At 54.7% G+C, this 22533-nt stretch carries 25 protein-coding genes; 16 read left to right on the top strand and 9 right to left on the bottom strand.

Annotated features, from left to right (window positions below):
- The first annotated feature begins 31 nt into the window (after positions 1–31).
- Positions 32–592, top strand: a complete 561-nt coding sequence (locus tag AYI96_RS13595) for a TetR/AcrR family transcriptional regulator (protein WP_144361787.1) — start codon at positions 32–34, stop codon at positions 590–592.
- A gap of 58 nt (positions 593–650) precedes the next feature.
- On the opposite strand, the gene AYI96_RS13590 is transcribed toward AYI96_RS13595, so the two are convergent.
- From AYI96_RS13590 to AYI96_RS13580, 3 genes are all read right to left on the bottom strand, one after another.
- Entirely contained in the window at positions 651–1280 is a 630-nt protein-coding gene (locus AYI96_RS13590; protein WP_144361786.1) for a cold shock and DUF1294 domain-containing protein, read from the bottom strand.
- Positions 1277–2443 carry a DUF418 domain-containing protein gene (locus AYI96_RS13585; protein ID WP_144361785.1) on the bottom strand — a complete coding sequence of 389 codons (1167 nt, stop codon included), beginning with the start codon at positions 2441–2443 and terminating at the stop codon, positions 1277–1279. Before AYI96_RS13585 ends, AYI96_RS13590 begins: the two co-directional genes overlap by 4 nt.
- Before the next feature lie 98 nt (positions 2444–2541).
- Positions 2542–3036, bottom strand: a complete 495-nt coding sequence (locus AYI96_RS13580; protein ID WP_144361784.1) for a hotdog fold domain-containing protein — start codon at positions 3034–3036, stop codon at positions 2542–2544.
- A 393-nt stretch (positions 3037–3429) separates the two neighbouring features.
- Between AYI96_RS13580 and AYI96_RS13575 the strand changes: the two genes are divergently transcribed.
- The 13 genes from AYI96_RS13575 (at position 3430) to AYI96_RS13510 (ending at position 15556) form a co-directional block, all read left to right on the top strand.
- Positions 3430–4350 carry a DUF368 domain-containing protein gene (locus AYI96_RS13575; protein WP_039034313.1) on the top strand — a complete coding sequence of 307 codons (921 nt, stop codon included), beginning with the start codon at positions 3430–3432 and terminating at the stop codon, positions 4348–4350.
- Positions 4351–4650: 300 nt separating this feature from the next.
- On the top strand, positions 4651–5607 hold the full coding sequence (locus tag AYI96_RS13570) for a YbgA family protein (protein ID WP_144361783.1): 957 nt from the start codon (positions 4651–4653) through the stop codon (positions 5605–5607).
- Positions 5597–6568 (top strand): MerR family transcriptional regulator, encoded by a 972-nt coding sequence (locus AYI96_RS13565; RefSeq protein ID WP_071477036.1) that lies wholly within the window; start codon positions 5597–5599, stop codon positions 6566–6568. Before AYI96_RS13570 ends, AYI96_RS13565 begins: the two co-directional genes overlap by 11 nt.
- 1 nt (position 6569) lies before the next feature.
- Positions 6570–8069: a deoxyribodipyrimidine photo-lyase gene (gene phrB / locus AYI96_RS13560; protein ID WP_144361782.1), complete on the top strand. Its 1500-nt coding sequence runs from the start codon at positions 6570–6572 to the stop codon at positions 8067–8069.
- Between the two features lie 27 nt (positions 8070–8096).
- Complete coding sequence (locus tag AYI96_RS13555) at positions 8097–8591, top strand: nuclear transport factor 2 family protein (RefSeq protein ID WP_144361781.1); 495 nt, start codon at positions 8097–8099, stop codon at positions 8589–8591.
- Entirely contained in the window at positions 8588–9337 is a 750-nt protein-coding gene (locus AYI96_RS13550) for an SDR family NAD(P)-dependent oxidoreductase (RefSeq protein WP_144361780.1), read from the top strand. Before AYI96_RS13555 ends, AYI96_RS13550 begins: the two co-directional genes overlap by 4 nt.
- Positions 9334–10605, top strand: coding sequence for an NAD(P)/FAD-dependent oxidoreductase (locus tag AYI96_RS13545; RefSeq protein WP_144361779.1), 1272 nt, complete (start codon positions 9334–9336; stop codon positions 10603–10605). Before AYI96_RS13550 ends, AYI96_RS13545 begins: the two co-directional genes overlap by 4 nt.
- Positions 10602–11393, top strand: coding sequence for a DUF1365 domain-containing protein (locus AYI96_RS13540; protein ID WP_144361778.1), 792 nt, complete (start codon positions 10602–10604; stop codon positions 11391–11393). Before AYI96_RS13545 ends, AYI96_RS13540 begins: the two co-directional genes overlap by 4 nt.
- A 321-nt stretch (positions 11394–11714) precedes the next feature.
- On the top strand, positions 11715–12974 hold the full coding sequence (locus tag AYI96_RS13535) for an SAM-dependent methyltransferase (RefSeq protein WP_101056848.1): 1260 nt from the start codon (positions 11715–11717) through the stop codon (positions 12972–12974).
- 3 nt (positions 12975–12977) lie between these two features.
- Positions 12978–13619: a DUF2878 domain-containing protein gene (locus tag AYI96_RS13530; protein WP_144361777.1), complete on the top strand. Its 642-nt coding sequence runs from the start codon at positions 12978–12980 to the stop codon at positions 13617–13619.
- Between the two features lie 12 nt (positions 13620–13631).
- Positions 13632–14324 (top strand): hypothetical protein, encoded by a 693-nt coding sequence (locus tag AYI96_RS13525; protein ID WP_052248100.1) that lies wholly within the window; start codon positions 13632–13634, stop codon positions 14322–14324.
- Entirely contained in the window at positions 14318–14911 is a 594-nt protein-coding gene (locus AYI96_RS13520; protein ID WP_234501381.1) for a DUF3833 domain-containing protein, read from the top strand. The genes AYI96_RS13525 and AYI96_RS13520 overlap by 7 nt, the downstream gene beginning before the upstream one ends.
- Positions 14912–15325: 414 nt before the next feature.
- Positions 15326–15556 (top strand): hypothetical protein, encoded by a 231-nt coding sequence (locus AYI96_RS13510; RefSeq protein ID WP_101056851.1) that lies wholly within the window; start codon positions 15326–15328, stop codon positions 15554–15556.
- Here AYI96_RS13510 and AYI96_RS13505 read toward each other — a convergent pair whose 3' ends face one another.
- Positions 15557–15898: a DUF3634 family protein gene (locus AYI96_RS13505; protein WP_144361775.1), complete on the bottom strand. Its 342-nt coding sequence runs from the start codon at positions 15896–15898 to the stop codon at positions 15557–15559.
- Positions 15899–16036: 138 nt separating this feature from the next.
- Between AYI96_RS13505 and AYI96_RS13500 the strand changes: the two genes are divergently transcribed.
- Complete coding sequence (locus tag AYI96_RS13500) at positions 16037–16288, top strand: hypothetical protein (protein ID WP_313954998.1); 252 nt, start codon at positions 16037–16039, stop codon at positions 16286–16288.
- Between the two features lie 129 nt (positions 16289–16417).
- Here AYI96_RS13500 and AYI96_RS13495 read toward each other — a convergent pair whose 3' ends face one another.
- From AYI96_RS13495 to AYI96_RS13480, 4 genes are all read right to left on the bottom strand, one after another.
- Positions 16418–17140, bottom strand: coding sequence for a TorF family putative porin (locus AYI96_RS13495; protein ID WP_409928945.1), 723 nt, complete (start codon positions 17138–17140; stop codon positions 16418–16420).
- Between the two features lie 119 nt (positions 17141–17259).
- Positions 17260–17622, bottom strand: a complete 363-nt coding sequence (locus AYI96_RS13490; protein WP_144361773.1) for a cupin domain-containing protein — start codon at positions 17620–17622, stop codon at positions 17260–17262.
- Positions 17623–17640: 18 nt separating this feature from the next.
- Positions 17641–19125, bottom strand: a complete 1485-nt coding sequence (locus AYI96_RS13485) for a CoA-acylating methylmalonate-semialdehyde dehydrogenase (RefSeq protein ID WP_144361772.1) — start codon at positions 19123–19125, stop codon at positions 17641–17643.
- A 16-nt stretch (positions 19126–19141) separates the two neighbouring features.
- Positions 19142–20479, bottom strand: coding sequence for an aspartate aminotransferase family protein (locus tag AYI96_RS13480; protein WP_144361771.1), 1338 nt, complete (start codon positions 20477–20479; stop codon positions 19142–19144).
- 255 nt (positions 20480–20734) lie between these two features.
- Between AYI96_RS13480 and AYI96_RS13475 the strand changes: the two genes are divergently transcribed.
- Positions 20735–22231 (top strand): aldehyde dehydrogenase, encoded by a 1497-nt coding sequence (locus AYI96_RS13475; protein WP_039034303.1) that lies wholly within the window; start codon positions 20735–20737, stop codon positions 22229–22231.
- Between the two features lie 54 nt (positions 22232–22285).
- On the opposite strand, the gene AYI96_RS13470 is transcribed toward AYI96_RS13475, so the two are convergent.
- The gene (locus tag AYI96_RS13470) at positions 22286–22507 is read right to left on the bottom strand and encodes a hypothetical protein (RefSeq protein ID WP_144361770.1); all 222 of its coding nucleotides are present in this window, start codon (positions 22505–22507) and stop codon (positions 22286–22288) included.
- Positions 22508–22533 lie beyond the last annotated feature (26 nt).

Raw genomic sequence — 22533 nt, 5'->3', positions numbered from 1 at the left:
AAACTCAGATTGAATCGTTAAGGAGCGTGAGATGGACAAGGTTTCCCAACTGCTTGCCGGCGCCTTTGAACTCTTTTATCGAGAGAGTGTGCATGGGGTGGGCATCAATCAAATTCTGGCTGAGGCCGGCATAGCCAAGAAGACCCTTTATCATCATTTCGAGGGTAAGGAGGCTCTGGTGCTGGCCGTGGTGCGTTATCGCGATCAGCTGTTTTTTGATTGGTTGAATCAAAGGCTGGAGGCGGCGCAAACGCCGACGGAGCTGGTTCATGAGCTGTTTAACGCCCTGGATGATTGGTTCAACAGCCGGGTTGAATCCCTGAGCCAGTTTCGCGGCTGTTTCTTTATCAATACCGCCGCCGAGTATCCCTCACCCGAGCATCCGGTAAATCGTCTCTGCCGTGAGCATAAGGCCAGGGTTCAAAATGAGCTTGAGCAGAAGTTGTCGCCTTGGCTTGGCAACGAGTGCGCTCGTGAGTTGGCCGGGCAGTTGTGTTTGATTAAAGAGGGGGCGATAGTCTCGGCCCAGCTCGTCAGTCGGCATTATGCTGCCGAGCGCGGCCGCAAGCTGGCACTGAGCTTACTTGATTAAGCCTAGATGATTGAGCCTGCTTGATAGGTGAGCTTGCCCTTGAGTTTAGAGCCAACCGTTAAAAGGCTATCTCGGGCAGCAGTGCCAGCCATCCCAGCTTAAGAGCGGCGCCAAGCACCAACAGGTTGAGGCCGACACAGCACCAGAACAGGAGTCTGAAACTTGTTTTACTGGTCTTGTGGCGAAACTGATGGCGTGCCAGTAAAGCGCCGGGCCAACCACCGAGCAAGCCGGTCAGTTGCAGGGTCGACTCCTTGGTGCGCCAGCGGCCTGTTTCAGCGGCCTTTTTATCGCGGGCATAGAGCCAATAACAGAGAAGGCTCAGCAGCAGATACCAGACGGGCACCAAGAGCGGCAGCTTATCCAGTGCCACTAAAGCCAGTAGCAGCAGGGCAAACAGGGCGGTGAGCTTACCGATGAAAGACTTGTGACTGCTGCGCTTATTCTGCTGACGCTGCTTTTGTTTGAGTCTGCCCCTGTCCTCGGGAAAGAAGGCCTGTTTTGCCTGGCGCCGACCCTTGTCATCCTGGGTGATTTCAAAGGTCAGCAGGTCGCCCACTTGTGGCCTGCGACCGCTCAGGCTCAGTGATTTAATGTGCAGAAACACCCGTTCACTGCCGTCATTGGGGCTGATAAACCCAAAGCCTTTATCGTCCTGCCAATGGCTGACTTTTCCTTTGTGCTTCATGTGTTTGACTCGTGAGTATTCATGGCGTTATTGATTGGCTTCTTGCCAAAGGCCAGACGACGCCAGAGCCATTCCAGCGGCCCTTGCTTGAAGAACCTAAGATAGCAGCCGGCCAGTATTATCTGCACCAAGGCATAACCCAGGGCTATGGCCAGGTAGTCTATGCGCTCAAGTGTCAGCAGCAATTCGGGCGCCTGATGGCGAAACAGCCAGATCCCAAAACAGGACTGCAGAATATACAGGCTCAAGGGGATCCGGCCAACCGCCTGCAGGCGCATTTGCAGCCATGGCAGGCGTCGGCCGAACTTAACTAACAGATGCGCATAGACGATAGCCATGGGAATGGCGCTCAGCATGACCAGAATATCGGAAAGCATCACCAGTTTGGGGCGGGATTGCAGGCTGAGAATCGTGTCCGCCAGCGACAGCAGCAAGCTCAGTGCCAGCAATTTCCCCAATTTGCCCTGGGGTAAACCTTGGTCAAACAGCCCGCGACGATACAGGCTGATCCCCAGCAGCATCACACCGCTGACAAACCACAGCAGAGTAAATGGCAGGGAAATCAGCATCAGCAAGGTCATAAACAGATGCATCAGCAACTGCTCGCCATAGCTGCCGGTCCAGGCGCTGTATTGTTCATTGAAAAGGGCGTTGCCGCGGATCCAGGCTTCATCACCCGGCAGAAAGATCATCAGGCCATAGGCCAGGATGCCGATGGCGATAAAGAGCAGTGCCCGCCTTTGCTGGGCTTCAATCTCCAGGTTACGATAATGCCAGGTGAGGAAGCCACAAATGCTATAGGTGAGCAGGATATCCCCCGGCCAGATAAACAGGCTGTGCAGCGCCCCAAAGAGCATCAGCCAGAGTAAGCGCGAGCGTATTAAGGGGAAGGGCTCCAATCCTCTGGCGAGGAAATTCTGTTGTTGAATATAGAGGCCGACACCGAAGAGCATGGAAAACAGGCTGAGGAAGCGCCCCTCCAGCAGAAAATTACTCAGGGTTTCGGTAATGGCATCGGTTAAATGAAACTCGGGAAAGGGCGCATAACCATATAAGGTGACGCCCATAAAACTCACATTGAGAAAGAATATCCCTAATACCGCCAGCCCTCTGACGGCATCGATATTGGGGTTGTGACTGATTTTGACCGGCTGTCCCTGCATCTTTTCCCTGCCTATTTTTGTATACCATCTATGGCTTTTATTAACAGAGCTAAGTTAGCAATCAAACCCGAATGAGGGAAGTGCTCGCTTGTTTCAAATTATGATCCCTTCTCGGTCGCGTTTTTAGCCGGCTTGGCCGAGATCCAGAGCCTGATATTGCCCTTGACCACCCGGATATCATTGCTGTCATAGGCGAGCACCTCGACATCAAGATCCCCCGGCTGCCAGGCGTTGGCATCAACCTTGGCCACACAGCGGATATCGCTGCCGGCCTTGGCGGTGTAATCCAGCGTCATGCCCTTGGGGATCCAGCGCAGATGAGGTGGTATTGAAGCCTCGGCCATGACCCCCATCGCCATTTCCAGGCCGTTGCAGATGGCAATGACATGTACTGTACCTATGTGATTCTCCACTGCGCGGCGTTTACGCAACAGGCATTCACAGTAGTTGGGCTCCAACTGAGTAATTATCGGCTTGATACTGCCAAAGTAGGGCGCCATCCGGCTGACCAGCAAGGAGAATATCTTATTGCCAAAGGGCAGGCGCCGGCATTTGTGATACAAGTTCAGGGTCGAATTGGCGGTTTTACTCATAGTGATTCCTTGTGGGTATTCCTTTTTGATGTTTTTTGTTGGTATAGGGTAATGTTTTTGTTATCACTCTGGTCGGATGAGTGTGTATGCTGACGAGCGCTTTGGCAAGAGCCAAGAGGCAAGAGTTAAAAGGAAAGAGGCACGAGCTAAAAGGAAAGAACCAAGAGCATTGGCTGAGATGATCGAGGGGCTCGCCAATCTGAGCTGAGGCTGAACAGATAGAATAAAAACGCGTGGCAGCAACTGGTGCCTGTGCTTAAATGGCGGTTTCTTCGGGAAGGTGCGAATGGGTGAACCTTTTGCAAGTGCAAGAATCACTTCCTTGGACAATCCAACTTCAATCAGGATTGGTATAATCCGCGAGAATTATCAAAACAGTAGTAAGGAAACCTAGTGAAATTTCTGTTGACCTACCTCAAGGGGCTGGCCATGGGGGCCGCCGATGTGGTGCCCGGCGTTTCCGGGGGAACCATAGCCTTTATTACCGGCATCTATGACACCCTGCTGGAAAGTATTCGCCGTATCAATCCCAGTCTTTGGGGCATTATACGCCGCGACGGGATCAAGGCGGCGTTTGCACATATCAATGGCGCCTTTTTGTTGAGTCTGTTGGCGGGGATCCTCAGCAGTATTCTGAGTCTGGCCAAGCTTATCTCTTACCTGCTGGCACATCATCCTATTCCTGTATGGTCATTCTTTTTCGGGCTGATCCTTATCTCCGTGGTGCATATGTTGCGCCAGGTCAAGGGCGGTTTTTCACTGCCACGGCTACTGATTTTTGCACTGGGAGTGGCCTTTGCCTGGGGCATTACCGTGCTGAGCCCGGTTGAGTTGGAGGCCAGCTACTTTAATATTTTTGTTGGCGGTGCCATCGCCATTTGCGCCATGATACTGCCGGGGATATCCGGCAGCTTTATCCTCTTGCTATTGGGTCTGTATCCTGCCGTGCTGGCGGCGGCCAAGAATATCCAGCTGGATATTCTTGGCTGTTTTGCTGTTGGCGCCGTGATAGGTATCCTGAGTTTTAGCCATCTGCTGTCGGCGCTGCTGCGGCGCTTTCACGATGCCACCCTTATCTTCCTTACCGGGCTTATGCTGGGGACGCTGGGCAAGATCTGGCCCTGGAAACAGACGCTGAGCTGGCGCACCAATTCCCATGGTGAGCAGGTACCCCTGGTGCAGCAAAACCTGTCACCCTTTGGCTTTGAGCAACTGACACAGCAGCCGCATCAGTTGGGGTTGGCGCTCTTGTGTGCCGCCGCCGGAATTGGCCTGGTACTCCTAGTTGAGCGCCTGGGGGCCGGCAAGCAATAATTTCAGGCGTTAGTGCCCTGCAGTGAAAGATATCAATGACAGAAAACGGGAGCTCAAGGCTCCCGTTTTTTATCTCCCTTCGAATCTCTCTTAAATGCCTTTGCGTTACAGGTTTCATCCAAGATGGGTGCTACTTCGCCAGCAGACAGCTCAGGTTTTCTGAGCTCGACTCCTTTTAAGGTCTTGTATGACTTGCCCGGCAAGTCGATCCTTCTTTACTAAAAAAATATTGTACAAAAACTTGATCCTTGTACAGGTGTATGCCTTAATCTACTACAAGGTTATACAAGGATTCTCAATATGTACAAGTTTGAGCCGCAGCGAATTCAACTGGGTATCAGTGCCTGCCTGTTGGGGCAGCAGGTGCGTTTTGACGGTGGTCATAAGAATTCTGTCTATTGCCAGCAGGAACTTAGGCAACATTTCGACTTTGTGCACGTCTGTCCTGAGATGGCGATAGGCATGGGCGCGCCACGCAAGAGCATACGTCAGGTGCGCCGCGGTGATGAGATTAGGATCCAGAGCCGTGATGCCAGCTTGGATGTAACCGAGAGCCTGCAAAGTTTCAGTGAGCAAAAAGTCGCTGAATTGGGGTTTTTAAGTGGCTATCTGCTTTGTGCCAAATCACCTACCTGCGGCATGGAACGGGTCACTGTCTACAAGGAAGGCGGCGATCAGGGGAATCGCAGTGGCATAGGTGTGTTCGCCAAGGCCCTGATGCAACGCTGGCCACAACTGCCGGTTGAAGAAGAGGGGCGCTTGAACGATTTGGTGATCAGGGAAAACTTTTTCACCCGGGTGTATGCCTTTCACGACTGGCAGTGTCTGCTGCACTCCGGCTTAAGCCTGCATAAATTGACCCAATTTCACGCCAGATACAAATACCTATTACTGGCGCACAGTCCGGCTCAATATCGCCAACTTGGCCCCTTGCTGGCTGAAGGTGGTGAAGACTTGCAGGAAACTGCCCGGCGTTACTTTGAAGGCTTTATGGAGGCGCTGAAAAATAAGGCTAGTCGCCGCAATCACACCAGCGCACTGCAGCATATTCAGGGCTATTTCAAACAAAAACTGACCAAGGCACAGAAGGCTGAGCTTAGTCAGGCGATAGATGAATATCGTCAGGGGCTGCAACCTCTGTTGGTGCCGCTGACATTGATTAAACATTACTTGAGGGAGCATCCGCAGCCGTATATTGCGGCCCAGGTTTATCTCAACCCTCATCCACAGGAGTTAAAACTGCGTTATGCCTACTGATAACATTGCCAACCTTTCCATCGGCGAAGTCGCCAGACTGACCGGGGTGAATCCTGTCACCTTGCGTGCCTGGCAGCGACGGTTTGGACTGGTTATCCCGCAGCGCACCCCCAAGGGCCATAGACTCTACACTCAGGAGCAGGTGCAACAGATCCGTGAAATCCTCTCCTGGCTTGAGCAGGGCGTGGCCATCAGCAAGGTCAAGCCACTGCTCAGTGGCCAGACAGAAAAACAGCTGCAGCAAGAAAATGAAGACGACGACTGGCTGAAGTTCAGCAGCAGTCTCACCGAGGCGGCACTTTCTCTCAGCAGTGCCCGCTTTGGCCGCTTGCTGGATGAATTCAGTGCCCTCTATCCCATCGCCTTGTGTTGTCGGCGCTTGCGCCATTGGTTGCAAGTATTGGACACCCAACTCGATGAACGCCTCGACGGCGCATTTGTCCGCAGTTGGCTCGAAAGCCGCTTGGCTCACTATGTCGGCGCCCGCAGCGAGCAGTTGCTGCGCCAGAAACCCCGCTGGCAACTTCTTTATCTGCCGCTTGGCAAGCAGCCGGCCTGGAGTGAGATCTTGTTGCAACTGGAGCTTATCACCCGGGGTGTCAGCCTGCTGCCGCTCAATATAGAGGAGCCTTTGGAAGGCCAGGGGCTGCAACTCTTGGCACACAGGCTGCCGCTGCAGGGGCTCTTGTTGCTGCCACCTTCCCAGTTGCCGGGCAGCAGTGTCAAAGCCCTGTTCCAGCTGGCGAGCGCTTTGGAATATCCATTGATCTTGAGCGGGGATTATGTGGCGGCTCACGCCAATGCCTTTGAGCACTATGCCAAGGAACTGGCTGTGACTGAAAAAGGCGCCAACAAGAACCGGGAGCCCGTCAAGAATCCTGTGCTTTGCAGCAGCAATGCCGCCATATTGGCACTGCTGGGTCAGGCCGAGTCCGCCTCAAAACAACCGGAGGACAAGTAACATGTCCCAGTCCTTGCCCAATCATGTGCCTTCCAGTGAAAAGGCCTGTGTTGCCATCTGGTTTCGCAGCGATCTGCGCACTTCAGATAACCAGGCCCTGTGGCTGGCGTGCGAAGCGGCAAGGGCCCAAGGTCTGCCGCTGCGGGGTTTTTATATGGCGACTCCGGCCCAGTGGCAGCAGCACTCTGTTGGTCCCATGCAGCTGGATTTCATCGAGCGCAGCGTCAATCAACTGCAACGGGCGTTGGCATCTTTGGGGATAGCTTTTGATTTGCTGCACTGTGACGATTTCTCTTTGGTGAATGTCACTGTCGAGGAGTATTGCCAACGCCAGGGCGTTAAGCAGATTTTTGCCGGGCGCGAGGTGGAGATTAACGAGCAGCGCCGGGATCAGGCGCTGGCACAGCTCACCAGGACTATAGGGGTGGGCCTGCAGTTTACCGATGAGCACTGTCTGCTGCCGCCCGGCAGCGTCCGTACCCAAGGCGGCGAAATGTATCGGGTATTTACCCCCTTCTTTCGCCGCTGGCGTGAGCTGCTGGGAAGTGAGGCGATAATGCCGCTGCCGGTACCTGCGCCTCTGGCCCCGGCTTTACCTGAACCCGCAGAGCTGAGTTTTAAGATCAGCAATCAAGGCAGTAAACAAGACAGCCACCACTGGCCAGTGGGTGAAGGGGCGGCCAGGCAGCGCCTCGATAGCTTTATTGCCAACCAGCTTGCCGATTACGGCCAGGAGCGGGATTTCCCGGCGCTCGATGGCACCAGTTGCCTGTCGCCCTATCTGGCGTTTGGAATTCTCAGCCCGCGGCAATGTGTGGCGGCGCTGCTCAATCGTTTCCCCGAGGCTATGGCAGAGGACAATAGTCCAGGGCGCAGCTGGCTGGCTGAGCTGGCCTGGCGCGAGTTTTACCGCCATCTGCTGCACGCCTGGCCCCAGCTGTGTATGGGGCGCAATTTCAACTCGCTCGGTGATGACATAGTCTGGCGTAACGACCCGCAAGAGTTTGCCGCCTGGTGCGAGGGCCGCACCGGTTATCCGCTGGTGGATGCCGCCATGCGTCAGCTAAACCAGACTGGCTGGATGCACAATCGGCTGCGAATGGTGACCGCCAGCTTCCTCACCAAACACCTGTTGGTGGACTGGCGCTGGGGTGAGCAGTATTTTCGGCGCGCCCTGATAGATGGCGACCTGGCAGCCAATAACGGCGGCTGGCAGTGGTCTGCCGGCACCGGCTGTGATGCCCAGCCCTATTTCAGGATCTTCAACCCCATGAGCCAGAGCGAAAAGTTCGACCCCGACGCCAGTTTTATCCGTCGTTATCTGCCTGAATTGGCGCACTGGCCGCTTAAACAGATACACCATCCGGGCACAGCCGCATCGTCCCGCTTCACCGAGCCGAGTCTGTTTGCCACTGCGGCTTATCCGCCACCGATAGTCGAGCACAGCGCGGCGCGGCAAAGGGCGTTGACCGCCCTGGCCGTGTTGAAAAAGTCTGCCTGAACTCAGTTCATTAGCCGAGGGATTATCATGACCAGCCACTCAGTCACTGCGAACATAGCACCCGCTTCACAGCCGGCAGCGCCGCAGTCTCAAGAGATTATTCAGGCATTTATTGCCTTGTATCAATCTCTGGGCCCTGAGCAATTGCCCACATTGCGCCAAAGGCTGCAGGCCGTCTATGCGCCTGAGATCTGTTTTTGCGATCCCATGCACCGACTGGAGGGGCTTGAGCAACTGGAACAGTATTTTGCCGGTTTGTATCGCAACCTGACCGAAATCGCCTTTGAGATCACTGACGTCTTGCCCGCCGGGGACCAGGCCGCCATCAGTTGGCAGATGAAGTATTGCCACCCCAAATTGAACCGGGGGCAGAGCATCAGCGTCGATGGTATCAGCCTCATCAAGTTTGGCGACAAAATCCATTATCACAGGGATTATCTGGATCTGGGGCAGATGCTCTATGAACAGTTGCCGCTGCTGGGCTCAGTGGTGCGCATGGTCAAGGGCAGGGCAAGCCGATGAAGACGGTATTGATCACGGGTGCCAGCTCAGGCATAGGTGCCGAGCTTGCCAGACAATATGCCGCCGCCGGTTGGCGGGTCTTGGCCTGTGGCCGCAATGAACAAGCTCTGGTCGCCCTCGAAGGCTGCGAGCCTTTGAGGTTCGATGTCACCGACAGAGACTCGGTGCTGAAGCTGGGCAGCAAGCTCAAATTGGAGTTAGGCCAAGCCGACTGTGTGGATCTGCTGCTGCTCAACGCCGGTACCTGTGAGTACATAGACGAGGCCATGGCCTTTGACAGCGCCCTGTTTGAGCGGGTTATCCGCACCAATCTGTTGGCTGTGGGCTATTGCCTGGAAGCCTTTACGCCTTTGCTTGCCCGTGGCAGCCAACTGGCGCTGATGAGTTCAAGCGTTGTGATGCTGCCTTTCCCGAGGGCGGAGGCCTATGGCGCCTCCAAGGCCGGGATCAGTTACCTGGCGCAGAGCTTGCGGCTCGATCTGGCCCACAAGGGAATAGATGTCAGCGAAATTCGCCCGGGCTTTGTTAAAACGCCGCTCACCGACAAAAATGACTTCGCCATGCCGATGCGGATCTCCGCCGATAAAGCCGCCAACACCATCATCCAAGCCCTGGCCGCCAGACGGCGCCTGATTGCCTTTCCCGGGCGTTTTATCTGGCTGCTGACTCTGCTGAGCTGGTTGCCCCGCAGTTGGTTGGCCGCCGCCCTTGGTAAACCCTCTGCAAAAAACGGGAGCCCAGTATGACAGTTTCAACCGGCAATAAGCCGCGCATCGCCATAGTCGGTTCGGGGATCTCCTCGCTCACTTGTGGTTATCTGTTGTCACAGCAGTATGAGGTGACGTTGTTTGAAGCCGCCGATTATCTGGGTGGGCATACGGCCACTGTGGATGTTGAGCTTGACGGCAAACCCTACGCCATAGACACAGGGTTTATTGTGTTCAACGATCGCACTTATCCCAGGTTTCAGGCCTTGATGGCCCGGGTCGGTATCAAGGCGCTGGCGACCGAGATGAGCTTCTCGGTGCAAAACCTTGTCAGCGGTCTTGAATACAATGGCCATAGCCTGGCGACCCTGTTTGCGCAAAAGCGCAATCTGCTGAGTCCGACTTTTTGGGGGTTCCTGAGGGAGATTTTGGCCTTCAACAGCCGCTGCAAAGCCTTGTACCAAAGTGGTCGTTACCCGGCGGTGACGCTGGGGGAATTTCTCGACCAGCAGGGGTTTTCCGACTTCTTCTGTCAGCACTATATCCTGCCGATGGGCGCTGCTATCTGGTCGTCCAGCATTCAGGATATGCGCGCCTTCTCGCTGCCATTCTTTATCCGTTTCTTTGAACATCATGGACTGTTGGCCGTCAGCAATCGGCCGCAGTGGTATGTGCTCGAAGGCGGCTCCCGCAGTTATATTCCGGCGCTCAGCGCGCCCTTTGCCGAGCGGGTGCATCTCAACTCGCCGGTAGCACAAATCCGCCGCCAAGCGGGGGGCGTGCAGCTCAGAGTCAAGGATAGCTGGCATGAGTTTGATCAGGTGATCCTCGGCTGTCACAGCGATCAGGCGCTGGCCATGCTCAGTGACGCCAGTGAGCTGGAGCGGGAGATACTCTCCAGGCTTAAATACCAGGATAACCAGGTGACCTTGCACACTGATACCTCGCTGTTACCGAAGCATCGCGCCGCCTGGGCCAGTTGGAATTATCGTCTCGATGGCGATGCCAGCCGTCCCGCCTGCGTAACCTACAACATGAATATTTTGCAGCGCCTGCCAAAGTCTGCGCCGGATTTTTTGGTGACCCTGAACCAGGATGAGGCGATAGCCAAGGACAAGGTGCTCAAACGTTTTGTCTATGCTCACCCGGTATTCAATGAACAGAGCCAGGCGGCGCAGCAACGCCGCAGCGAGATCTGCGGCCAAGACAGTATCCATTTTGTCGGCGCCTACTGGTACAACGGCTTTCATGAAGACGGGGTACGCAGCGCCCTGGATGTTTGTGAAAGGTTCGGGGTGAGCCTATGAAACCTGAAACGGGTCTCTACCTCGGCAGCGTCAGTCACTTGAGGCTAACGCCGGTAAGGCACAGCTTTCGCTATCCCTTTGCCTTGATGCTGCTGGACTTGGATGACTTGCCAAGGCTCTCATCCCTCAGCGGCTTGTTTGGTGAATCCCCTTGGTCAGTGCTGCGTTTTCGGCAGCAGGATTACCTCAAGGCGGCTTCAATATCGAATACTGCCTCATCGCTTAAACAGCGGGTACTGGATAAGGTGATTGCGCTCGGCGGCGAGGCCGACTGCGACAGCGTGCTGTTCGCCGGGCAACTGCGCCACTTTGGGCTCTATTTCAGCCCAGTCAATTTTTTCTACTGCTTTCAAGGTGATGAATATAAATACCTGTTGGCAGAGGTGAGCAATACCCCCTGGAATGAGCGTCACTGTTATCTGGTGTCGGCCGAGGCGCCGGCGCTTGGCGACAAGTGCTTCCATGTATCGCCTTTTATGTCGCTGGATTATCGCTATCGCTGGCATATTCCGGCGCCGGCAGAGCGGCTCGACTTGCGGATCAGCAATCTGCCCGGCAAGGGAGATGAGGCAGAGGCTGCCCCCGAGTCGCAAAAGGTCAGCTTCGATGCGGTATTAAGCCTCAAACGCCGCCCCTTCAATGGTCGTGAACTTAGACGTTATCTGTGGGGCTTTCCCTTGATGAGCCTGAAAATTCTTTGGCTCATCTATTGGCAAGCGCTGCGTTTGTGGCTTAAGCGGGTGCCCTTTGTGCCTTACGAGCGCAGGCCTCAGGGCGGCACGGACTGAGGCTAAGGAAGGTGCGAACAAGTCCCATGTGTACTCTGCGTCGGCTTACGGGCTTGGATGCAAGGCGTGGTTCGCAGCAAATGGCCCTAGTCCTTTGCAAGAAGCACAACACAGCAGGCAGGCCTGTAAGCCACGCCCTTCGGGGCTTTCACAGCAACCGGCTCTCTGCGTTATCCGACTTCGACAGGCCCCGGCATGCCTTCAGTCAGATGTCTTGAACGCCAATTGCTGTGCAAGCCAGAGTGCCACGAGGACTTATTTGCACCTTCCCTAAAGGTTTGGAAATTTCCCCGAGTGTGACAGCAAACATTGGAGAATGAGATGGAAAACACAGTAGCCAAGAACAGACAGCAGCTGGCCGCCAGCGGCAAGAGCCTATGGGCCAGAGTCATGCAACAGGCCTTGAATGCCTTGGAGGGCGGTTGTCTTAAACTGCAACTGGGCAGTGAGCAGTGGACCTTCGGCCCGCTCGACACAGACCTGGTCGCCATAATTCGTATTCACGATGAGCGCTTTTTTCGCCAGGTGATTCTGGGCGGCTCTATCGGCGCCGGTGAAGCCTATATTCAGGGGCACTGGTCCAGTCCGGATGTTACCGCAGTGGTGCGGCTGTTTGCCCGTAATCTGCCGCTGCTGGATAAGATAGAGCAGCGGTTTTCCTGGTTTTCCAACACAGTTAGCCGGGTGAAACATCTGCTGCGCCGAAACTCAAAGGCCGGTTCAAAGCGCAATATTCTGGCGCACTATGATCTGGGCAACCCCTTGTATCAGGCATTTCTCGACCCTGAGCTGCTCTATTCAAGCGCCGTCTATCCCCATGAACAGGCGCAGTTGGATGAGGCGCAGCAGTATAAGCTGCAACTGATTTGCGAGCGGCTGGATCTGCAGCCCGGGATGAGTCTTTTGGAAATAGGTACCGGTTGGGGCGCCCTGGCTATCTATGCTGCCAAACACTATGACGTCAAGGTAACCACTACCACGATTTCCGATGCCCAGTACCAATATGCCAGTGAACGGGTTGCCGCCGAAGGACTGAGTGAGCGCATTACCCTGCTACGGCAGGATTATCGCCAGCTCAGCGGCCAGTATGACCGTTTGGTCTCGATAGAGATGATAGAGGCAGTGGGCCACGATTATCTGCCGGGATTTTTTGCCGGCCTGGATGCCCTGCTCAAGCCGAGCGGCAAGCTGTTACTGCAGGCGATCACCATTAAAGATCAGCGCTATGACAGCTACCGCAAAGGGGTGGATTTTATTCAGCGCTATATTTTCCCCGGCGGTTGCCTGCCATCTGTCACCGAGATGACACGCCACTTGCAGCGGCAAACCTCCATGACCCTCTGGTCGTTGGATGATATTGGTCTCGACTATGCCCGCACCCTGAATGACTGGCATGCCAATTTCGATGACGCCAGAGAGCGGGTGCGTGAACTCGGTTATGGTGAAGATTTTGTGCGTATGTGGAAGTTTTACCTGAGTTACTGCGAAGGTGGTTTTCTTGAGCGCACCATAAGCACGGTGCAACTGACTGCAGTCAAGGACGGCTATCGTCCGCTGAGCTCAAGGCAAATTGCAGGTTAGGCCATGAAACTGTCATCGCCTTGGTTTTTTCTGCTGCTCAACGCCATCGTTTTCCAGTTGGGCTGGTGGTCTTTGATCCTGTTTGCCAATCAGGCGCTGGTGTTTGCTCTCTTGCTGCTTTGTGCCCAGTTGCTGCTTGTCAATCCGGGCTACCGCTCCGCCCTCATGGCCGAGAATGCCCTGGATGAGAAAAGCCAACGGGTAGAGCACAGCCAACTGGCAGAGCAAAGCGTAAAGCGTAGCGGATACAGTATGAAAGCATTCAACGCCGTACTGATACCTGCTGTCATTGGCATAGTTTTGGACGCCATGCTGCACCTTGGCGGAGTATTTGAGTTTGACAGCCCCTCGCGACTTTTACCCTTGTGGCTCTGCTGTCTTTGGGGGCATTTTGCCGCGACCTTGGGGGTGAGTCTGGCCTGGCTCAGGGACTTGCCTAAATGGCAGCAGGCACTCTTTGGTGCTGTGGGGGGCGCAGGCAGTTACCTGGCGGCATTCAGGTTGGAGGCCGTGGCTTGGCCCCTGGGGCAATCGGTTACTTTTAGCTTGTTGATAATCATCTGGTCGCTGCTGCTGCCACTGTTAAGTTATTGCAACCTTAAGCTTGAATGGGGTAAAAATCCCCCAACTACAGGATTTCTCTGACGGAGACCGGCAATGAAACGATTCATCAAGGGTGTAAACAAGGGAGCAAAGCAAGTCGGTAAGCTGCATAAAGTAGGCTTTGCCGGGCTGATGATACTGCTTGGCCTGCCCTCTCAGGCCTGGGCCGACAATTTACAGATTCAAGCACAGACTCAAGCACAGCAGGCTCAAGCGCTGAGCCAAGAGCAGACTCCTGAGCCCAAAGCTGCCCAGGTCGAGCCATCCAAGGCGGAGCTTGCCAGCTTTCGGGAAGTGGGCCGCGGTGAAATGGACTGGTGGTTTATAACCCTTTATCGGGCCAGGTTGCTGACGCCGGATGGTAGTTACCAGCCCAATAGCTTCCCGCAGCAGCTGGAAATTCAGTATTACCGGGATATACCCGCTTCGCGACTCCTTGAGGCCACCAAACACCAGTGGTTGCACCTGGGATACGACAGAGAGCAGATATCTGCCTGGTTGGCGCTGCTTGAAGATATCTGGCCGGATGTGGAGCAAGGGGATAGATTGAGCTTTGTGGCAAGCGGGCCGCAGCGAGGGCATTTTCTGTTCAACGACAAGCCGTTAGCCGCGATTGTTATAGATGAGAGCGCTTCGAGCGAGCATAAGCGTTTTGCTGATGCCTTTTTGGCGATTTGGTTGTCAGAGCGCAGCAGTCGGCCGCAACTGAGAGCCCAGTTGATAGGAGAGCAGGCATGCAAATGTTAATCAGCAGGTTTATCAGTTTCACTAAGGTTTGGATGTTACTTCTGATGCTTGGACTGAGCGGTTGCGGCAGTGTCGATATTCATGACTATAGCGCCAGCGAACCTAAGTTGGATCTGCAGCAGTTCTTTAACGGGGAGTTGCAGGCTTCCGGTATGGTGCAAGATTACAGCGGCCAGGTGGTGCGCCGTTTCAATGTGCGGATGACGGGCAGTTGGCAGGGGAATCAAGGTGTGTTGCAGGAATGGTTTGAGTATGACGATGGTGAGCTTGCCGAGCGAACCTGGCAGATTACCAAGCTTGCCGATGGCCGCTACCAGGGCAGAGCCGCGGATATTCTGGGGGTGGCAGAAGGGCAAGCAGAGGGTTTTGCCCTGCGCTGGCGCTACGACATGCTGCTAAAGCTTGATAGCAACGAGTATCAGGTACATTTTGACGACTGGATGTATCAAACGGCGCCGGACACCATAATCAACCGCAGCGAGATCCGCAAATGGGGCCTGACAGTGGGGGAGGTGACTCTGGTGATCCGTAAGCTGAACGAATTTGATGCTAACAAGGAAGCACTCCCGCCGCACAAAAATAATTGAATATTCCTTATTTATTCGTTGGTTGAACAAGAATAATTGCCGCAGGACGTTTTACCGCTTGTGTCTAAAAACATTTGCGGCGTCTATTGGACGGCCAAAATTACTGTGGTTTTGTGGCGATTTCCCTAATTGTTTCATTGCTTCATCGTATTTGCTCCAATGATCACAACAGCTTATGTCTCTATTGAAGAAATGATGCTCATTTAAGAACGCGTCACAGGCTGCGCAATAGAACAGTGAGCAGTCCTGCTCAGATTGATCTCCATGTATATAGTGCCTTTGGTTCATTTGCATGTTTTCTCCTGAATAAACGCTATCAATTATGGTACGCCATGACTAACGCTGAGTCTCAGCCTAAGTTAAGCTTAGCTCTGTTTTAATAACAACCGTCTCTCAACACAGGTTTCAATATTGATGAACAACAAGTCTTTGCTACTGCCTTGGGTTTCGATGGGCTTACTGGCACTGGTATCGCTCGGCGGCTGCTCGAATGGTATCGATTTCAGTTTTGAAGCGCCCGAGGAGGAGCGGGTGAATCCCAATCTCCCCGCCGAAGATCCCATGGCACAGGATAACCAGAGGATCATAGATGATGCGCGCCGGGAAGGGAAAATCGACCCTCAAGTGTTCCCCGGGCAGCGCTGATCAGCCCAGTTGTTTGCTGTTGTCGCTCTGCTTGCGGTCATAGTATTCGAAGGGAAACAGGTTGCGCAGACGCTGAATATTGGCATCTCCGGTGTTGGCGCTGATATGCAGCCGCACTTCACCGCTGCGCTCGGCGCGCACTGTGCAGGTGAGTTTCTCTTTCTTGACCAGGGCGCGGCATTCACGTTCAAACTTCTCCGGGATTTTGCCCTTGTGCGAGGTCATACGACCGTCCTTGAAATGCATTTCAAATATTGTCATTCCTTTCTTGTTACTGAAAACCAGTTTGTAGATAAGCACTAACGCCAGGGCGATAAAGAGTATTTTTAACATAGTGGCCATAGTGAGACTCCTTGTTTCAGCAAGAGTAAATACTGCTATCCAGATGTGATCTTATATCTTCAGTTATACCTGCAAGCAGCGGCGTTTGACAGTGCACCCAGGGTGGATTTTTGTGATAAGACTAGAAGGACTGGCAAATTGGCAAACCTTGGTTATTATTTGTTCAGTAACACCTGTTTACCACAAACCAAGATCAAGGATGAAGCCATGTACCTTTCCAATGCCGAGCGCTGGGCGCAAATCTGTGACAGACAAGTGGAACTGATGGGAAAGCTCAGTGAGCAGTTTCCCGAGCGGCGAGAGCAACTGCAACATCTCACCCATAGCTGGCAAGACGTCAAACAGCAGGTGCGCCGGGGCGATCCCCCCCACGTACCGCCACTGCGTTGAGAACTGAATCAATTTATAAAAAAGAGCCGCTCAGGGAGCGGCTCTGTTACTTTTGGCTGGTGGGAGGAAGATGTGGCTTGCCCGTGCAGGTCTGTCCTATGGCTTGCCTGGGCAGCGCAATTTTGCTGCTTAGAAAGCGTAACTGACACTCGCCAGCACAGTGTCGTCATTCTGGAAGGTGCCACTGCTTATCTCGGCATCCGAATCTATATCTGTGTCCAACCAGGCCAGAGACAAACCAAAACCGGCAATCTCAGTCGAGACACCTATGGAGTAATCCAGATATTTGCCCATATCGTCATCGGGCGCATCGCCGAAGTTGTAACCCAGGTGCAGATCCAGGCTCCAGTTTTCGGCAAACTCATAACTATAGTTCAGCTCTGCATAGTGGTAGTCCAGATCTGAGCCCGAATAGTCATTGGTGTACCAGTAGGCAGCCCTAAAATCGCTGAACTCGAGGCCGAAAGAGATTTCGTTGTAGTCCTGGGAGACATTGTCGCCCGGGTACATATAGCGCAGCAGGGTAATGTCATAGGCCAGGTTGTCGTTGATTTCACCGGCGTAACCCAGGTAGACATCCAGTTCGAAATCGGCACCCACCTGATCCTCTTTGGGAGTACCATCTTCATCGAATTCCACATTACTGGCCCAGGCCCCGACGAAGAAACCCGAGTCGTGATTCCAGTCCAGACTAGCTTGCACGGCAAAGTCACCGGCGGTTTGTGACACGCCTCTAAAGCGGTAGTCATTGGTCACGGCTATCTCGCCGCTGACTTCGGCAATGGCAGAGGTTGAGGTTATGGCGCCGCCAAGCAGCAGTGCCCATAGCAGAGGGTTGGATCTTCTTATCACTGGGTTCACAAGCATTTCTCCCTTCTTTGGTTTGCCGGCCCCGTCCGGGAACATCCCGGCGCGGCCTGGTTTATGCCAAACAACAGCAGCTATGCTGAGACCTCATGGCGGTTTTGTTTTTATCTGTTGGATTCAAACACCACATAGAGCTTGCGGCAGGGAACCGTTACCTGCCAGTTGCCGCGAAACCCGGCCGGGATAACAAACCTGTCGCCCGGACCAACTTCGAGATGATTTCCCTGCTCATCGCTGATGACACTGTTACCCTCGAGGATTTCGCAATACTCGTGCTCAGTGTAGTTAACTTTCCAAGTGCCTGTTTCGCTTTGCCAAATCCCAGTATGAAACTGTTCACAGGGGCTGGAGTAATGGTTCTCCAGCCGTTGGCGCGGCGCGCCCTGCAGACGCTTTTCCTCGGCGATGGAGTATTCACTTACCTCGGGAGTATTGCGCGCCAGTACTCTGATATTGTTGATGTGCATCAGGCTCTCCCTCTCTCCCTATTTCATGGTCGGCATGATGAAATCGGCACTCAGCTGTTTGGGCCAGCGGGCGGTAACGGCTTTGCGCCGGGTGTAGAAGCGAACTCCATCCGGGCCGTGCATATGCAGTGGGCCAAACAGCGAGCGTTTCCAACCGCCGAAACTGTGAAATGCCATAGGCACAGGGATAGGCACATTGACCCCTACCATGCCGACTTGCACCGAGTGGCAAAAGTCGCGCGCCAGCTCGCCACTCTGGGTAAAGATGGCGGTGCCGTTGCCGAACTCATGTTGATTGATAAGAGCCAGCGCCGAGTCATAGTCGGCCACCCTGACTATGCAAAGCACAGGGCCGAAGATCTCTTCCCGGTAAATCTGCATCTCAGGGGTGACGGCATCGAACAGGGTCGCACCGAGAAAGAAACCTTCGCTGTCTGCCAAGGTATTGCGGCCATCGACCAGGCAAACTGCGCCCTGCTGTATACCGCTGTCTATATAGCTGCAGACCTTGTCCAGATGCGCGCGGGAGATAAGCGGCCCCATTTCCATACCCGGCTCCAGGCCGTTACCTACCTTGAGCGCGGCTATCTTGGGTTGCAGTTTTTCTATCAGGGCATCGGCCACATCAGCAACCGCCAGTACCACGGAAATTGCCATACAGCGCTCGCCGGCAGAGCCATAGGCCGCACCCATCAGGGCGTTACTGGCCAGTTCCAGATCGGCATCCGGCATCAGCAGCATGTGGTTCTTGGCGCCGCCGAGTGCCTGTACCCGCTTGCCGTGAGCCGATGCCTTACTGTAGATATACTCGGCCACAGGCGTTGAACCGACAAAGGAGATGGCTTGAACATCCTGATGGCAGAGCAGGGTATCTACCGCCAGCTTGTCGCCGTTGATAACATTGAAAACCCCATCCGGCAGCCCGGCCTGGGTCAGCAGCTCGGCAATTCTGAGTACCGGCGCCGGATTCTTTTCCGATGGCTTCATCACAAAGGTATTGCCGCAGGCGATGGCAATCGGGAACATCCACATGGGAACCATCACAGGGAAATTGAACGGCGAAATGCCGGCAACCACCCCGAGCGGTTGATTGATGCTCCAGGCATCGACGCCAGTGCCAACCTGCTCCGTGTGTTCCCCCTTGAGAAGATGGGGAATGCCGCAGGCAAACTCCACCACTTCCAGTCCTCGAACCAACTCGCCCCTGGCATCCTCAAGCACTTTGCCGTGTTGCAGGCAGATAAGCTCGGCCAGCTCATCCAACTGGGCTTCCACCAGGGCTTTGAAGCGAAACAGCACCCGCGCCCGGTTAAGGGGCGATACCTTTGACCAAGCGTCAAAAGCCTGCTTGGCCGAGTCTATTGCCCGCTCTGTATCTGCCTGGGAGGCGAGGGCGACTCTGGCTTGCTCTTCGCCGTTGGCCGGGTTGAAAATCGGCAGTGAAGCCTGTGCCCGGCTGCCATCTGTTTCATGTCCATCTATATAGTGGCTGTAAATACGCATAACTATCCTGTGTGCTTCAGTCGACGGTTTGGATGGCGTCGGCCAGGGTGGAAATCAGTTGATCTATTTGGAACTCTTCCACTATCAGCGGCGGAGAGAGGGCTATGATGTCGGCGGTGGCCCGTACCAGCGCACCTTGCCAGAAACAGCGCTCGAAAATCTGATAGCCGCGTTTGCCGACACCTTGCGGGCTGGGGGCCAGCTGAATGCCACCCACCAGGCCGGTATTGCGAATATCGATGACATTGGGCAGCCCCTTGAGACTGTGCAGCGCCTGCTCAAAATAGGGCGCCAGCGCTGTAGTGCGCTCAAACAGTTTTTCGTCACGGTAGATATCCAGGGTGGCCAGTGCCGCCGCGGCCGCAACCGGATGCCCCGAATAGGTATAGCCGTGAAAGAACTCGATCATCGCCTCAGGGCCCTGCATACAGGCATCGTGAATCGCTTGCTGCACAAACACCGCGCCCATGGGGATGGCGCCATTGTTGAGCGCCTTGGCCGTGGTCATTATGTCCGGAGTCACATCCCAGTGGTTGCTGGCAAAAGCGCCGCCCACCCGGCCAAAACCTGTGATTACCTCATCGAATATCAGCAAGATGCCGTATTTTTGAGTGATCTCCCGAAGGCGCTTGAGATAGCCCTTGGGTGGTAATATTACCCCGGCCGAGCCTGACATGGGCTCGACGATAACGGCGGCGATATTCTCTGCGCCATGCAGGGCAATCAGCCCCTCGAGTGCCTCGGCCTTGTCGGCGCCATGCTCGGGCAAGCCGCGGCTGAAGGCGTTGGCTTTCATATCCAGAGTGTGGGGCAGGTGATCGACGCCGCCGAGGAGCTGCGGGCTGAAACCTTTACGGTTATTGCCAATTCCGCCCACCGAAATACCGCCAAACCCCACACCGTGGTAGCCCAGCTCACGGCCGATAAAACGGCTGCGGCTCGGCTCGCCATTGGCTCTGTGGTAACACAGCGCCAGCTTGAGTGCTGTGTCGACCGACTCTGAGCCCGAGTTGGTAAAGAAGATACGGTTCATGCCGGGCGGGGCGATTTCACTGAGGCGCTCGGCCAACTCGAATGCCAACGGATGACCCATCTGAAAGCTGGGGGCATAGTCCATTTCGCGGATCTGACGGCTGACCGCCTCGCTGATCTCCGCCCGGCCATGGCCGGCATTACAGCACCAAAGACCTGCGGTGCCGTCCAGCACCTGACGGCCATCGACATCCCGGTAATACATGCCTTCGGCCGAAGCCAGTAGCCTGGGAGTCTGCTTGAATTGACGGTTGGCACTGAAAGGCATCCAGTAGTGATCGAGATTGCCCTGTGTTTTCGCCTGTTGTTTTAGCTCTGCCATAAGCATTAACCTTAGTGTTGCGGGCTTGTTAATGGTGATTGATATTTCGCTATGCTATGTCAGAAATAATGAACATGGAAGGCCTGTGTGCAATTATTTATGCCAAAAAATCTATTTTTGTAAAATATATTGAATTTATGCCGTGCTCGAGGCTAATCTGGAGCGACCCGAATAACTGGCGATGGCTGCACGAGTTGGCCGCGATAGGCCTACTGAGGTAGTGGAATGCCCGCTTGCAAGCAGATGAGAGGATTTATGAGTACACCGCAAACCCGTCAGCAATGGCAGCAGTTGGCCGCGCAATTGCAGATCTGTGGCCAGGCCTTTATCCATGGAGAGTATTGTGCAGCCGTATCCGGCGAGACCTTCGATTGCATCAGCCCTGTGGATGGCAACAAGCTTGCCGCCGTAGCCAGTTGCGATCTGGCCGATGCCGAGGCGGCGGTGGCCAGTGCCAGAGCCAGTTTTGAATCCGGAGTCTGGTCGAGAATGGCGCCGGTAGAGCGCAAAAAGGTGATGATACGCTTTGCCGATTTGCTGGAGGTTCATAGTGATGAACTGGCCTTGCTGGAAACCCTGGATATGGGCAAGCCAATCCGTTTTTCCAAGTCGGTGGATGTGACCAATGCCGCCAGGGCCTTGCGTTGGTCCGGCGAAGCGGTTGACAAGATTTACGACGAGATAGCGCCCACCGCTGACAATGAAATCGGCATGATCACCCGTGAGCCTGTCGGGGTGGTGGCCGCGATTGTGCCGTGGAACTTCCCCCTGTTGATGGCCTGCTGGAAACTGGGGCCGGCGCTGGCCAGCGGTAACTCTGTCATCCTCAAACCCTCGGAAAAATCCCCTTTGACGGCGATTCGTATGGCTGCCATTGCCTTGGAAGCCGGGATCCCGCCTGGAGTGCTCAATGTATTGCCCGGTTTTGGTCATACCGTTGGCAAGGCGCTGGCGCTGCATATGGATGTCGATACCCTGGTGTTTACCGGCTCCACCAAGATAGCCAAGCAACTGATGGTCTACGCCGGTCAGTCCAATATGAAACGTGTGTGGTTGGAGGCCGGTGGCAAGAGCCCGCACATAGTCTTTAACGATTGCCCGGATCTCAAGGCGGCGGCGCAGGCGGCAGCTTCGGCCATCGCCTTCAACCAGGGCGAAGTTTGCACCGCAGGTTCGCGCCTGCTGGTGGAATCCGGGGTCAAGGAGCAACTGATAGCGCTCATTATCGACGAACTCAAATCCTGGCAGCCGGGGCATCCGCTGGATCCGGATACCGTCAGTGGCGCGGTGGTGGATCAGCAGCAACTGCAGACTATTCTCGGTTATATCGAGGCGGGTAAGCAGCAAGGTGCTGTGCTGGCCTGTGGCGGCGAGCAACTCATGGCTGAAACCGGTGGCGTTTATGTGGCGCCGACTCTGTTTCGTGAAGTGAATAACCAGATGAGTATCGCCCGCGAGGAGATCTTCGGTCCTGTACTGAGTGTGATTGAATTTGAGGGAATGGAGCAGGCGATAGCCATAGGCAACGATAGCATCTATGGCCTGGCGGCCGGTGTGTGGACTTCTGATCTCAGCAAGGCCCACAGAACCGCCAAGGCGCTGAGAAGCGGTATGGTGTGGATCAATCATTATGACGGCGGCGATATGACGGCGCCCTTCGGTGGTTATAAGCAGTCGGGTAACGGCCGCGATAAGTCACTACATGCTTTTGATAAATACACAGAGATTAAGGCGACCTGGATAGCCATTTAATCGGTTTGCTGTAATAGACAATCCCCCTGCATTACGGGGGGAAAGAGGCTAAGTTCAGGGCTTGAGATGTTCACGCACAGGTTCAAACAGCGCATCGAGCAGCACTTGAGTGCGGTTATCTTCGACTCGCAGCTCCAGCCAGCCGTCACTGCCGAGAATTTCAAGCTGCCTGCACACGAGTATCGGCAATGAGGCTTGCAGTTCCCCCTTGAGGCGAAAAATCCCCAGCGGCGTATGAATGCGGCTGATATCGAAGCGAGTATTCACGACTGCCACAACGCCTTTGCTGCACTTGTTTTCAA

This window comes from Shewanella sp. MSW, from assembly GCF_007636515.1.
In the GTDB taxonomy this organism is placed as follows: Bacteria; Pseudomonadota; Gammaproteobacteria; order Enterobacterales; family Shewanellaceae; genus Shewanella; species Shewanella indica.
The sequence above is the reverse complement of the archived record's forward strand: the minus strand, read 5'-3'. Positions and strand labels throughout refer to the sequence as shown.